12 protein-coding genes and 1 tRNA gene are annotated in these 12,629 nt (G+C 61.3%); 11 read left to right on the top strand and 2 right to left on the bottom strand.

All coding sequences use genetic code 11. The features are described 5' to 3' along the window. Window positions 1-27: 27 nt before the first annotated feature. Window positions 28-810, bottom strand: a complete 783-nt coding sequence (gene flgG, locus PSN43_RS10305) for a flagellar basal-body rod protein FlgG (RefSeq protein WP_272700639.1) — start codon at window positions 808-810, stop codon at window positions 28-30. Window positions 811-826: 16 nt separating this feature from the next. After that, a complete protein-coding gene (locus tag PSN43_RS10300) occupies window positions 827-1,603 on the bottom strand; it encodes a flagellar hook-basal body protein (RefSeq protein ID WP_272700638.1) in 777 nt (258 codons plus the stop codon). Between the two features lie 139 nt (window positions 1,604-1,742). On the opposite strand from PSN43_RS10300, the gene PSN43_RS10295 reads away from it, so the two are divergent. The 11 genes from PSN43_RS10295 (at window position 1,743) to pnp (ending at window position 12,475) form a co-directional block, all read left to right on the top strand. After that, a tRNA-Gly gene (locus tag PSN43_RS10295) sits at window positions 1,743-1,818 on the top strand. A 115-nt stretch (window positions 1,819-1,933) separates the two neighbouring features. Continuing rightward, window positions 1,934-2,392, top strand: coding sequence for a ribosome maturation factor RimP (rimP, locus tag PSN43_RS10290; RefSeq protein WP_272700637.1), 459 nt, complete (start codon window positions 1,934-1,936; stop codon window positions 2,390-2,392). Window positions 2,393-2,444: 52 nt separating this feature from the next. Next, complete coding sequence (nusA, locus tag PSN43_RS10285) at window positions 2,445-3,818, top strand: transcription termination factor NusA (RefSeq protein WP_272700636.1); 1,374 nt, start codon at window positions 2,445-2,447, stop codon at window positions 3,816-3,818. 20 nt (window positions 3,819-3,838) lie between these two features. Then, window positions 3,839-4,075, top strand: coding sequence for a YlxR family protein (locus tag PSN43_RS10280; protein WP_272700635.1), 237 nt, complete (start codon window positions 3,839-3,841; stop codon window positions 4,073-4,075). 4 nt (window positions 4,076-4,079) lie between these two features. Then, complete coding sequence (gene infB / locus PSN43_RS10275) at window positions 4,080-7,040, top strand: translation initiation factor IF-2 (protein ID WP_272700634.1); 2,961 nt, start codon at window positions 4,080-4,082, stop codon at window positions 7,038-7,040. Window positions 7,041-7,114: 74 nt separating this feature from the next. After that, a complete protein-coding gene (locus PSN43_RS10270) occupies window positions 7,115-7,408 on the top strand; it encodes a DUF503 domain-containing protein (RefSeq protein ID WP_272700633.1) in 294 nt (97 codons plus the stop codon). 11 nt (window positions 7,409-7,419) lie between these two features. After that, on the top strand, window positions 7,420-7,761 hold the full coding sequence (gene rbfA / locus PSN43_RS10265; protein WP_272700632.1) for a 30S ribosome-binding factor RbfA: 342 nt from the start codon (window positions 7,420-7,422) through the stop codon (window positions 7,759-7,761). Then, entirely contained in the window at window positions 7,736-8,704 is a 969-nt protein-coding gene (locus PSN43_RS10260) for a DHH family phosphoesterase (RefSeq protein WP_272700631.1), read from the top strand. Before rbfA ends, PSN43_RS10260 begins: the two co-directional genes overlap by 26 nt. After that, window positions 8,705-9,646 (top strand): tRNA pseudouridine(55) synthase TruB, encoded by a 942-nt coding sequence (gene truB / locus PSN43_RS10255; RefSeq protein ID WP_272700630.1) that lies wholly within the window; start codon window positions 8,705-8,707, stop codon window positions 9,644-9,646. It begins immediately after the preceding gene. 66 nt (window positions 9,647-9,712) lie between these two features. Then, window positions 9,713-9,982: a 30S ribosomal protein S15 gene (rpsO, locus tag PSN43_RS10250; RefSeq protein WP_272700629.1), complete on the top strand. Its 270-nt coding sequence runs from the start codon at window positions 9,713-9,715 to the stop codon at window positions 9,980-9,982. Between the two features lie 255 nt (window positions 9,983-10,237). Next, the gene (gene pnp, locus PSN43_RS10245) at window positions 10,238-12,475 is read left to right on the top strand and encodes a polyribonucleotide nucleotidyltransferase (RefSeq protein ID WP_272700628.1); all 2,238 of its coding nucleotides are present in this window, start codon (window positions 10,238-10,240) and stop codon (window positions 12,473-12,475) included. The last annotated feature ends 154 nt before the right edge of the window (window positions 12,476-12,629 follow it).

The following is a 12,629-nucleotide window of genomic DNA, read 5'->3' as shown; positions in this document are numbered from 1 at the left end:
TTGCGGCGCGATCTCCCCGATCGGCCGCTATCGCTTAATGTTGATGGCCGTCTGCAACATGCCGTCAGAGGTGGTGATGGCCTTGGAGTTGATTTCAAAGGCGCGCTGTCCCACGATCAGGCCGACCATCTCGTCCACCATCTCCACGTTGGACCCTTCCAAAAAGCCTTGGGCGATGGTCCCAAAGTTTTCGTCGCCCGGAGTCCCGGCCACAGCCGCGCCCGAGGCTTCACTCTCGCGGTAGAAATTCCGTCCAGTGGCGATGAGTCCGGCCGGGTTCTGGAAGCGGTAGACGTCGATATCCGCCTGGGCCAGCACGCTGCCGTCCTTGTCCAGGGCCGATATGGTGCCGGTCTCGGAAATGGACACGCTGGCGGTTTCGGGCGGCACGGTGAATTCCGGTTGCAGGGCATGGCCTCCCGCTGTGACAAGGCGGCCTTCATCGTCCAGCTCGAAGGAGCCGTCGCGGGTGTAGACTTCCTCGCCGTTCATCATGACCTGGAAAAAACCCTCGCCTTCGATGGCCATGTCCAGGGGGTTGCCGGTGTTCTGGAAATCGCCCTGGGTGAAGAATTTGTGCACGGACACGGGGCGCACGCCCATGCCGATCTGCATCCCCACCGGAGTCCGCGTGCCGTCGGCATTCTGGCTGCCCGCGATCTGCAACGTCTGGTACATGAGGTCTTCGAACTCCGCACGGCTCTTCTTGAAGCCCGTGGTGGAGACGTTGGCCAGGTTGTTCGAAAGAGTGTCGATCTGCGTCTGCATGGCGATCATGCCTGTCGCAGAGGTCCACAGGGAACGCATCATGGTGCAATCCTCCTAGCTAGACGGTGGGACGGCCCACCTGGGTGATCAGTTTGGTGTCCAGCTCGCTGTCGGCCTGGATCATCTTCGTGTACATGGTGAAAGCCCGCTGCGTTTCGATCATGGAGACCATCTCGGTAACGACCTCAACATTGGACTTCTCTATGAATCCCTGAGCCATGGCGAGCTCCTCGGGCGGAATCTGCCCCGCGCCGCCGGGATCCGTGAAATAGTTGGACCCCGCCCGCTCAAGTGCTGTAGGGTCTTCGAAATCGACGAGATCGAAAGAGCCGGCGGGCTGGCCGTTGACGAGCACGTTGCCGTTGCCGTCCGCCTCGATGCGTCCCCCCTGGGGAATAATCAACGGACCGCCGCCGACCAGGACGGGATCGCCGTCCACAGTGCGAAGCATCCCGTTGGAATCGGTCACGAAATTTCCGGCTCTGGTGTAGAGCATCCCTTCGTCGCCCTGAACGGAAAAGAACCCCGGACCGGACAGCGCGAAGTCAAGCTGGTTGCCGGTGCGCTCAAGGCTGCCCTGCTGAAAATCGGGCTGCTGGGCCGACAGGCGGGCCTTGGCCATGATGTGTCCTTCGGGGAACATGTCCTTCCCCCGGATGGAGGTCTTCGAATCCACGAGATAGTCATGGGCGAAACGGACAAAGGTGTCATGGAAGGCCAACTTGTCCTTCTTGAAAGCAGAGGTGTTCACGTTCGCCAAATTATTGGCGATGGACGACATCCTCAATTCATTGGATAAAGCCCCGAAAATGGCGCTTTGGGTACTGTCCCGCATGGGCGTTCCTCCTGTTCGGCGGAAGTTTTGCACTATGTATGCCAATGCCGGAGGGGGACGTTTTTTTCCGGCCCGGCGAGATTCTGCATCAAGATTGTTGACAACCCCTGTGCATATGTATAAATAGCTTCGTTTCCGAGCGGGTGTAGCTCAGTTGGTAGAGTACAAGCTTCCCAAGCTTGGTGTCGCGGGTTCGACCCCCGTCACCCGCTCCAAAGCCTTTCGCAGAGTTCAATAAAAGGACCCTGCGGGGTTCGCGTAGGTGAGCTCGGGCTCACCTTTTTTTTATTTGCCGGACTGGAACGCCGGTTCGGCGGGAGAATTGAAACGATGCGCCAGACTTTTGAGGAAATGTTGTCGGAGATGATCCGGCCCGAGGTTGAGAACCTCGGCTACGTCTTCTGGGGCCTGACCTCCCCTTCTTCAGGCAAGAAGCGCGTCGTCCGCATATACATCGACGCTCCGGGCGGCGTGAACATCGACCAGTGCGCCGAAGTCAGCCGTCAGGTGGGACTCATGCTTGAGGTCGAAGACGTCATCCCCGGCGCCTTCGTTCTTGAAGTCTCCTCCCCCGGGCTGGAGCGTCCCTTCTTCAATCCGGATCAGCTGACCGGCTACGAAGGCCGCAATGTCGACATTCTGCTCCATGAGCCGATGGACGGCCGCCGCAAGTACAAGGGCGAGCTGACCGGGGTCGAAGGCGAAACCGTCACCGTCAAGGTCGACGACGAAACCGTCGGCTTCGATTGGACCGCCATCAAAAAAATCACCTTGGTCCACGAATTTTAGTTGATATCACTGCCGGGGGGAGAGGCCCAACCGGCACAAGCGGAGGTTTATCATGTCGGAGCTGAAAAGAGCCATCGACCAGATCAGCAAGGACAGGGGCATCGACCGCGACCTGTTGATCGACACCCTTGAGGAGGCAGTCCGATCCGCCGTGGCCCGCAAATACGGCGAGACCATGGACATCGAAGTGGCCTTCAACGAAGAAATCGGCGAGATCGAGGTCTTCGAATTCAAGGTTGTCGTGGACGAGGTGCATGACCCCGTCAGCGAAATTTCTCTCGAAGACGCCGTGGCCCACGATCCCAACGCCCAGTTGGACGACGAAATGGGCTTCCCGCTCAAGATCGAGGAACTCGGCCGCATTGCCGCCCAGAGCGCCAAGCAGGTCATCATCCAGCGGATGCGCGACGCCGAGCAGGAAATCATTTACGAAGAATACAAGGACCGCGTGTCCGAAATCGCGAGCGGCATCATTCAGCGCCGCGACCGCACCGGCTGGATCATCAACCTCGGCAGGACCGAGGCCCTGCTGCCCAAGGACGAGCAGATCCCCAGGGAGCGCTACAAGCGCGGCGACCGGGTGCAGGCATATATCGTTGATGTATTGAAGGAGTCGCGCGGCCCGCAGGTCGTCGTCTCCCGCTCGCATCCCGACTACATGGTCGAGCTCTTCAAGCGTGAAGTGCCCGAAGTGGCCGACGGCACGGTCAAGATCATGGGCGTCGCCCGCGACGCGGGCCTGCGCGCCAAGGTCGCCGTCATGTCCCGCGATCGTGATGTGGACCCGGTCGGCGCCTGCGTCGGCATCCGCGGCTCCCGCATCCAGAACGTGGTGCAGGAACTCAAGGGTGAACGCATCGACATCGTGGTCTGGTCTCCGGACATCGCCATGTACGCCCAGCACGCCCTCTCCCCCGCCGTGATCTCCCGGATTACCGTGGACGAGGAGGAGGAAGCATTGGAAGTGGTCTGCCCCGACGATCAGCTCACCCTGGCCATCGGCCGCAAGGGACAGAACGTCAAGCTGGCCGCCAAGCTCCTTGGCTGGAAAATAGACATTTTCACCGAATCCCGGTACGGCGAGCTCAATGCCGCACGCAAGGGCATGGACCAGATCGCCAGCGTGGCCGAAGTTCCCATGGAGAACTTCTTCGCCGCGGGCTTCGAATCCATCGACTCCATCGTGCGGGCCAACGACGAAGAACTCCTGGCCATCAAGGGCATGACCGAAGGCAAGATTGCGGATATCCGCCTGGCCATCAACATGCTTGCGCCGGATTTGGAGATCGAGCAGAACGCCCCCCGGAGCGACGAGGCCCCTGCCGCGGAGATGTCCGAGGCTGAAGAGACCGTCGAAGCGGAAGAGGACGGCGATGACGCCGAAGAGGAAACCGGGACTCCCGCCGACGGCGAGGAGAACAAGTAAACTCCGGACGGAAGCGACGCATGAGCGAACAAGGGCGTGAACCTGAACGCATGTGCGTCGTTTGCCGCGAACGGTTCCCAAAACGGGAGCTTTTGCGGTTCGTGCGCCCTGGAGAAACGGACGGACCTGACGCGGGTCCGGTTCCGGACCCGGCCATGATCTGGCCGGGGCGTGGATATTACGTATGCGGCCAGGCCCGATGCAGGGAACGATTCCCGAAGATCATGGCGGGCCTGATGAAGAAACGTGCGAGGTGATTAGATGACGGCAAAGGTTCGGGTAGAAGACTTGGCTGCTGAGCTCAATCTCAGCAACAAGGAGATCATTCAGCAGCTTCGTGAGATCGGCGTCCAGGCGAAAAGCCAGAAGACTGTCGTGGAAGACGAAGATGTGGACCGCCTCAAGGCGGAATTGAAGAAAGGCGGCACCGGTAGAAAAGAGGTGCGCCGAGTGGGCGAATCCGGCGTCATCATCCGACGCAGGCGCAAGAAATCCAAATCCGCCAGGGAAGAAGCCGCGCACGTGGCCGAGGAGTCGGTCGACGAAAGCGAAGACTCCGCCCAGGAGACCGGCGCGCCCGAATCCGTTGAGGCCGCGCCCGTCAAGAAGGAAACCGTGAAGGCTCCCGAGAAGGAAGCCGAAAAGACCGTCGAGGAGTCTGCTCCCAAGGCGGCCCCGCGTAAATCGGTTCCCCAGGTCAAAATCATCAAGCCTGCCGTCGAAGAGCCGAAACAGGCCCCCGAGAAGGAAGCAGCCGAGGTCGTGCAGGCCCCGGCCGCTAAAGCCGTGGCAGCAGAGGCCGCTCCCGAACCCGCCCCTGCCGAAGCCAAGCCCGAACCTGAAGTCAAGCCTGAAACCGCACCCGTACTCGAAGCCGTTTCCGAATCCGCGCCCGAGGCGAAAATCGTTTCCGAACCCGCTGTTCCCGAGGAAAAGACCGAGGTAAAGGCGGAAGCCGCACCTGCCGCCGCTCCCGAACGGGAAGAGAAGGCGGAAAAGACCGAGCCCAGGAAGAAGAAAAAGAAGAGGAAGGAGCCCGAGGCCCCCAAGGTCCGGATTATTTCCATGCCCACCGAGGCCGAAGTTCAGGCCCGCGAGGCAGCCAAAGAGGCCCAGTCCGAACGGCGTCCCGCCGATCGCGGCTCCGATCGCGGTTCCGAACGCGGCGCAGGCCGTCCCGCCGGCCGTCCCGGTGCGAGGCCCGCTCGTCCCGGTGCGCGTCCCGCGCAGAATGGCACCGATCCCGTTCCGGATCCCAGCATGGCCGACGGACGCAGCAAGAAGAAAAAAGGCAAGAAGGACCGCCGTGTGGTGGAATTCGCCAACGACGGCGGACAGGATCACACCAACAAGCTTTACAGCGACAATTTCCCCCAGGGACGCAAGGGTCGCAGAAAGAAGGGCCGCCGCGGACAGCAGCCCCTCATGCATCACGATCAGTCCCAGGCGCAACCGATGAAGGCAGCCAAACGCAAGATCAAGTTCGACGAGGCCATCCGTCTTGCCGACATGGCCCACCAGATGGGCATCAAGGCCCAGGACCTGATAAAGGCCCTCTTCGGTCTCGGCGTCATGGCCACCATCAACCAGTCTCTGGATTTGGACACCGCTTCCCTGCTGGCCGGCGAGTTCGGCTATGAAGTGGAGAACGTGTCCTTTGACGAGCAGGAATTCCTCATCCCCACCGAGGGCGACAAGGACGAGGATCTCAAGCCGCGTCCGCCGGTCGTGACCATCATGGGCCACGTCGACCACGGCAAGACCTCCCTGCTCGACGCCATCCGCATGTCCAACGTCACCGACGGCGAAGCGGGCGGCATCACCCAGCACATCGGTGCGTACCACGTCCAGACTAACCGCGGCGAGATCGTCTTCCTCGACACCCCCGGTCACGAGGCGTTTACCACCATGCGTATGCGCGGCGCCCAGGTGACCGACATCGTCATCCTGGTTGTCGCCGCCGACGACGGCGTCATGGACCAGACCCGCGAGGCCATTTCCCACTCCAGAGCGGCCGGCGTACCCATCGTGGTGGCCGTGAACAAGATGGACAAGGAAGGAGCCAACCCGGACAACGTCAAACGCGAATTGGCCGAACTTGGCCTTTCTCCCGAGGAATGGGGCGGCGACACCATCTTCGCCCATGTTTCCGCCAAGAAAAAGGAAGGCATCGACGAACTGCTCGAAATGGTCCTGCTCCAGGCCGAGGTCATGGAGCTTAAGGCCAACCCGGACAAGCACGCCCGCGGACACATCGTCGAGGCGCGCCTGGACAAGGGCCGCGGTCCTGTGGGCACCATGCTCATCAGCGAAGGCACCATCAACCAGGGCGACAGCTTCGTGTCCGGTATCCATTTCGGCAAAGTCCGGGCCATGTTCAATGACCAGGGCAAGAAGATCAAATCCGCAGGACCGGCAATGCCCGTGGAAATCCAAGGCTTTGACGGTCTGCCCGAGGCCGGTGACGAGCTGTTCGTGGTGGACGACGAAAAGGTCGCCCGCCGCATCGCTCAGAGCCGCGCCATGAAACAGCGCGAGAAGATTCTGTCCGCCAAGACCAAGGTCACTCTGGAATCCTTCCTGGCGTCCAAGCCCAACGACGAGGCCCAGACCCTGAACCTGGTGCTCAAGGCCGACGTGCAGGGCTCTCTGGAGGCCGTGACCGAGGCCCTGAACAAACTGTCCACGGACGAGGTCAAGATCAGCGTCGTCCATGGCGGCGCAGGCGCCATCACCGAGTCCGACATTCTGCTTGCGGGTGCGTCCGAAGCCATCATCATCGGCTTCAACGTCCGCCCGAACCTCAAGGTCAAGCAGATCGCCGAGCAGGAAGGCGTGGAAATCCGCTTCTACGACATCATCTACAAGCTGGTGCAGGAAGTGAAGGACGCCATGAGCGGAATGCTCGCCCCGGACATCGAAGAGGTGTACCTGGGACAGGCCGAAGTGCGGGCCACCTTCAGCGTGCCCAAGGTCGGCATGATCGCGGGCTGCATGGTCGCCGACGGCAAGATCACTCGCGGCTGCAAGGCCCGACTGTTGCGCGACGGCGTGGTCATCTACACCGGCCAGGTTGCATCCCTGCGCCGTGAAAAGGACGATGTGCGCGAAGTGGCTAAGGGCTACGAATGCGGCATCGGTCTGGAAAAGTTCAACGACGTGAAGGTCGGCGACACCATTGAAGCCTTCGATACGAAGGAAGTCGCCCGTACCATCGACTAGCATAGAGAACCCAATGACGCGGGCGGCTCATTGGCAAATGGGCCGCCCGCATTCTTTTTTCAACAGGAACCGGCATGATTATCGGCGTCCTCTCTCTCGAATTCAGGCTGCACGGCAACCGATCCCTCAAGGACAAACGCAAGGTTTCCCTGAGCCTGAAACAAAAGCTGCGGAACAAGTTCAACGTTTCCGTTGCCGAGATCGACGCACTCGACGTACATGACAAGCTGGTTCTGGGCGTGGTCACCACAGCCAACGCCACGGAGCGGGTGGAAAGCACCCTGTCCAAGGCCCTGGCCATGGTGGAGGCGATCTCCCCCGTGGAACTGACACGCTGCAACACGGAAATCTTTTCGGATACCGAATAGAGGACATGGCAATGAAAGCATCCGGTTCGAGACGAGCCGTGCGCATGGGCGATCAAATCATGCGCGAAATCGGCACCCTTCTCGTGGAGGAGGCGGCGGACCCGCGCCTGCAGTTCGTCACCCTGTCCGGCGTACGCATGAACTCCAACCTGCGCATCGCCGAAATATTCTACACCGTTTCGGGCGACGACGAGCACCGCCGGGAAGTCCAGGCAGGTCTGGAAAAGGCCACCGGCTTTCTCCGTTCCAGGCTCGGACGCATCCTTAAACTGCAATACACCCCGGAACTTCGCTTCCAGTTCGATGAATTCCTTGAGGACGTGGTCTATGGAAAGTCCCATCCGAAGGATTAGCGAGATAATCAAAGGCCACGACGAGTTTCTGGTCGCCTCGCACTATAGCCCCGATGGCGACGCCATCGGCTCGATCTGCGCCCTGGGGCACCTCCTCGCCTCCCTGGGCAAGCGGGTCGGACTCTACAATCCGTCCGGCCTGCCTTCGCGCTACGCCTTTGTAGACGCCCCGACGCCCATCGAACGCGAACTGCCCGACACCCTGCCCGCCTGGACCTTCGTCCTGGACTGCGGCAGCCGTGAGCGCATGGGGGAAGCCCTGACCGCCCGTTCGGACGAAACCGATTTTATCAACATCGACCACCACCTGGGCAACGACGAGTTCGGCGCAGCCAACTGGGTGGACGCCACCCAGCCTTCCGTGGGCAACATGATCGCCCTGCTCGCGGAGGCTCTTGATGTGCCGCTCACCGGCCCTCTGGCCGAATGCGTGTACCTAGCGGTGGCCACGGACACCGGTTTCTTCACCTACGGCAACACCACCCCCGAATCGCTGGAACTGGCCGCGCAAATGCTCCGCTCCGGGCTCGACATCGCCCTGATGAACGAGCGCATCACCAAGCAATGGTCCGAGAACCGCATGAAACTGTGGACCGAGGCCATGAGCGCAATGGAACTCTTCCGGGACAAGCAGATCTGCGCGACCGTCATCACGAAGAATATGTTCGAGCGCACGGGGACCACCAACGCGGACACCGAGAATCTGATCAACTTCCTGCGCCGTCTCAAGACCGTGCGCGTGGCCGCCATCCTGCGCGAGGAAGGGCCGGACCTTTACAAGTTCAGCCTTCGCTCCTACGGTGACGACAACGTCCAGCAGGTGGCCGCCCGGTTCGGCGGCGGCGGACACAAGAACGCGGCGGGCGGCTCCATCCAGGCCCCCCTGGCCGAAGCCCGGGAACGGCTCGTCCAGGCCGTGGCCGAACAACTGGAGCTTGCATAGATGGGACGCCGATCCAAGAAACGCAGCCCGTTCCAGCTTGACGGCCTGCTCATCCTGAACAAGCCGTCCGGCCCCACTTCGGCCGACTGCCTGAACGACATCAAACACCGCCTGAAACAGTTCAAGATAGGCCACGGCGGCACCCTTGACCCCCTGGCCGAGGGAGTGCTCCTGGTCCTCCTCGGGCAGGCGACCAAACTTGCTCCGTACCTGTCCGGCGGGACCAAAACCTATTCCGGAACGTTTCGACTCGGAATAACTACTGATACGCTTGATATCCAAGGCGAAATACTCAAAGAAAGCCCAGTCGAAGCCGCTCCGGCAGATGTCGAACGTGAAATTTTGTATTGGAAAGAGTTGACAGAGCAGGAGGTTCCTGCCTATTCGGCTGCCAAACACGAGGGGAAGCCGTTGTACGCCCTGGCCCGCGAAGGCCTGGAAACACCGGTCAAGACGAAGCCCATCGTGATTTCTCATGTGGAAGCGCTGGACGTGAATCCGCCCGAAGCGGCATTCAGGGTCAGCTGTTCCGCGGGCACCTACATACGATCCCTGGTCCACAGCTTGGGGACACGAATGGGGTGCGGCGCGGCGCTGACCAGCCTGGTCAGGGAAGCCAGCGAGCCTTTCAGGCTCGATCAGGCCTTTGACCTGGAGGACGTCCTGGAACATCCGGAACTTTTTCCGGAACGGGTGATTCCGCTGGCGGACACCCTGCCCCACTGGCCGAGGTATCGGTTGACCGAACCGCTGGCCGGACTCGTCATGAACGGGTCCTGGCTGCCGGTGGCCGACCAACCCGGCGCCATGTTGGCGGGCGTACTCGGCGATCAAGCCATGCTGCTTGGTCCCGACGGATCCCCCCTGGCATTGGTGGAGGCAAAACTCCAGGACGACAAGCCCAGATGGGCCATTCTCCGGGGACTCTGGACCCAGGACTGATTCGCAACGGGACCTCTGCGTCCGGCACAACGTTAAAAGCAACATCCAACTTAGGAGGATATCGCTGTGGTGATGACTGCTGAAGAAAAACAGAAGATTATTGACGAGTACAAGACCTGCGAAGGCGACACCGGGTCCCCGGAAGTCCAGGTCGCGCTGCTGACCGCGCGCATCAGCTACCTGGCCGACCACTTCAAGACCCACACCAAGGATCACCACTCCCGCACCGGCCTGCTGAAGCTCGTCGGACAGCGCAGGAAGCTGCTCAAGTACTTGCAGAACAAGGACATTCAGCGCTACCGCGACCTCATCGGCCGCCTCGGTCTGCGCAAGTAGTTCTTTGAAGAATTGATGTTCGGGGGAGGGTAACACCTCCCCCGCTCGTACGTCACTTTCTGCGTCGGAGCCGTCTTTCCACGGCACCGCAAGAATCCCCACACACAGATTAGTTGGCTGCGGAAGGCGTTTTTGGGAACCCGAGGTTCCCATGGCCCAAAAGCTCCTCCCCAAGCCGGCTAACCCCACACGAGGGATTATCGCAGAAAGTGATCCACCTTTATTGCCTTAGATTCATAAGGCAGGAGAATCTCCATGACGATGATTCCTTTCGACTCGACCAGCGTTACCGCAACGGTCGGCGATCTCGACATCACCATTGAAACCGGGAAATATGCTCGCCAGGCCTCCGGCGCGGTGACCATTTCTTCCGGTAACACCACTGTTCTGGTCACTGCCGTGACCCAGCCCCTGGCCGAAGACCGGGGCTTCTTCCCCCTGACCTGCAACTATCAGGAAATGGCCTACGCCGCAGGCCGCGTGCCGGGCAACTACTTCCGCCGCGAAGGCCGTCCCTCCGAGCATGAGACCCTGGTCTCCCGGCTCATCGACCGCCCCATCCGTCCCCTGTTCGCCAAGGGCTTCTCGGACGAAGTGCAGATTATCGCCACCGTCCTGTCCGCCGACAAGCACGTCAATCCGGACGTCCTGGCCCTGACCGGCGCTTCCGCCGCCTGCCATATTTCCAAGATGCCTTTCAACGGCCCGATCGTCGGCGCCCGCGTCGGCTACGTGGACGGCGAATTCGTCCTCTACCCGACCTACAAGGGTATTGAGGAGCGTTCCTCCCTGAACCTGATCTTCGCCGCAACCCGCGAGGCCATGGTCATGGTTGAAGGCGGCGGCAATTTCGTCTCCGAAGACATGGTGGCCGACGCCCTGGCTTGGGGTCACGAGCAGGTCCGCCCGCTCTTCGACATCCAGGACGAGCTCCGCGACAAGGTCGGCGTGCCCAAGATCGAAGTGACCGCCCCCGAACGCGACGAGGAAGTGGCCGAGTTCCTCGGCGAGATCATCACCGATGACCTCAAGAAGGCCCTGACCACCCCCGAAAAGATGGTCCGCTACGCCGCCAAGGACGCCGCCAAGAAGAAGGCCAAGGAGGCCGTTGCCGAAAAGTTCCCCGAGGAGCCCGCCAAGCTGGCCGAAGTGGAGAACATCGTCGGTGACATGACCAAGAAGATCGTCCGCGAACGCATCGTCAAGGAAGGCCTGCGCATCGACGGCCGCGACACCACCACTGTCCGTCCGCTGTCCATCGAAGTGGGCGTCCTCCAGCAGACCCACGGCTCGGTCCTGTTCCGCCGCGGCGAGACCTGCTCCCTGGCCGTCGCCACCCTGGGTTCCACCCGTGACGAGCAGCGCTACGACTCCCTGCTCGGCGATGCCACCAAACGGTTCATGCTGCATTACAATTTCCCGCCCTACTGCGTCGGTGAAGCCCGCATGTTGCGCGGCACCTCCCGCCGCGAAGTGGGCCACGGAGCCCTGGCCGAACGCGCGCTGACTCCGGTGCTGCCCAGCACCGAGGAATTCCCGTTCACCATCCGCGTGGTCTCCGAGATCATGGAGTCCAACGGCTCCTCCTCCATGGCTTCCGTGTGCGGCGCAACCCTGTCCCTCATGGATGCGGGCGTGCCCATTTCCGATCCCGTGGCCGGTATCGCCATGGGCTTGTGCAAGGAAGGCGACCAGTACTTCGTCCTGACCGACATCCTCGGCGACGAGGACGCCCTGGGCGACATGGACTTCAAGGTCGCAGGCACCCGTGACGGCATCACCGCCATCCAGATGGACATCAAGATCGGCGGCATCCCGCAGGAAGTCCTTAAGAAGGCCCTGTACCAGGCCAAGGAAGCCCGCACCCACATCCTCGACCACATGGCCGAGGTTCTGGAAAAGCCGCGCACCGAGCTGTCCGCCCTGGCCCCGCAGATGGACGTGGTCTACATCGATCCTGAAAAGATCCGTTCCGTCATCGGACCCGGCGGCAAGAACATCAAGGCCATCACCGCCGAGACCGAAGCCGACATCGACATCGAGGATTCCGGCAAGATCTCCATCTTCGCCCCGACCATGGCTTCCATGGAAAAGGCCAAGGAAATGGTGCTCTACTACGACCAGAAGCCCGAACCCGGCAAGAACTACAAGGGCGTCGTGCGCAAGATCCTCGAGGTCGGCGCGCTCGTCGAGATTCTGCCCGGCCAGGAAGGAATGCTGCACATCTCCCAGCTCGACTTCGACCGTGTGGAACGTGTGGAAGACATTGTTCAGCTCGGCCAGGAAGTCATGGTCAAGTGCATCGCCCTGGAGCCCGGCGGACGCATTCGCCTGTCCCGCAAGGCATGGCTCATGGAAGAGGCCGGACAGGAAGTCAACCTGGACGACTTCAAGCGCCCCGCCCCGCGCGCCGGCGACAAGGGCGGCCGCAGCGACCGTGGTGACCGCAGAGATCGCGGAGATCGCGGTGACCGCGGCGGACGCCGCCGTTAGGCTCGGCCGTCAACAATGATAGAACGCCCTGTCCGGATTCGTCCGGACAGGGCTTTTCTTTTCCGATTGCGGAAAACCGCAAGACGCTTTCCAGGCTTCCCACCGCGCTACAGAGGGTTGAGACTGTCTGGTCCTGGTGGTATTCTTGAAAAAA

The organism is Desulfovibrio sp. Fe33 (genome assembly GCF_028532725.1).
Classification (GTDB): domain Bacteria; phylum Desulfobacterota; class Desulfovibrionia; order Desulfovibrionales; family Desulfovibrionaceae; genus Pseudodesulfovibrio.
The sequence above is the reverse complement of the archived record's forward strand: the minus strand, read 5'-3'. Positions and strand labels throughout refer to the sequence as shown.

Coding starts and splice junctions, on each gene's coding strand:
- flgG (WP_272700639.1), bottom strand. CDS start 810: ATGATGCGTTCCCTGTGGACCTCTGCGACAGGCATGATCGCCATGCAG.
- PSN43_RS10300 (WP_272700638.1), bottom strand. CDS start 1,603: ATGCGGGACAGTACCCAAAGCGCCATTTTCGGGGCTTTATCCAATGAA.
- rimP (WP_272700637.1), top strand. CDS start 1,934: ATGCGCCAGACTTTTGAGGAAATGTTGTCGGAGATGATCCGGCCCGAG.
- nusA (WP_272700636.1), top strand. CDS start 2,445: ATGTCGGAGCTGAAAAGAGCCATCGACCAGATCAGCAAGGACAGGGGC.
- PSN43_RS10280 (WP_272700635.1), top strand. CDS start 3,839: ATGAGCGAACAAGGGCGTGAACCTGAACGCATGTGCGTCGTTTGCCGC.
- infB (WP_272700634.1), top strand. CDS start 4,080: ATGACGGCAAAGGTTCGGGTAGAAGACTTGGCTGCTGAGCTCAATCTC.
- PSN43_RS10270 (WP_272700633.1), top strand. CDS start 7,115: ATGATTATCGGCGTCCTCTCTCTCGAATTCAGGCTGCACGGCAACCGA.
- rbfA (WP_272700632.1), top strand. CDS start 7,420: ATGAAAGCATCCGGTTCGAGACGAGCCGTGCGCATGGGCGATCAAATC.
- PSN43_RS10260 (WP_272700631.1), top strand. CDS start 7,736: ATGGAAAGTCCCATCCGAAGGATTAGCGAGATAATCAAAGGCCACGAC.
- truB (WP_272700630.1), top strand. CDS start 8,705: ATGGGACGCCGATCCAAGAAACGCAGCCCGTTCCAGCTTGACGGCCTG.
- pnp (WP_272700628.1), top strand. CDS start 10,238: ATGACGATGATTCCTTTCGACTCGACCAGCGTTACCGCAACGGTCGGC.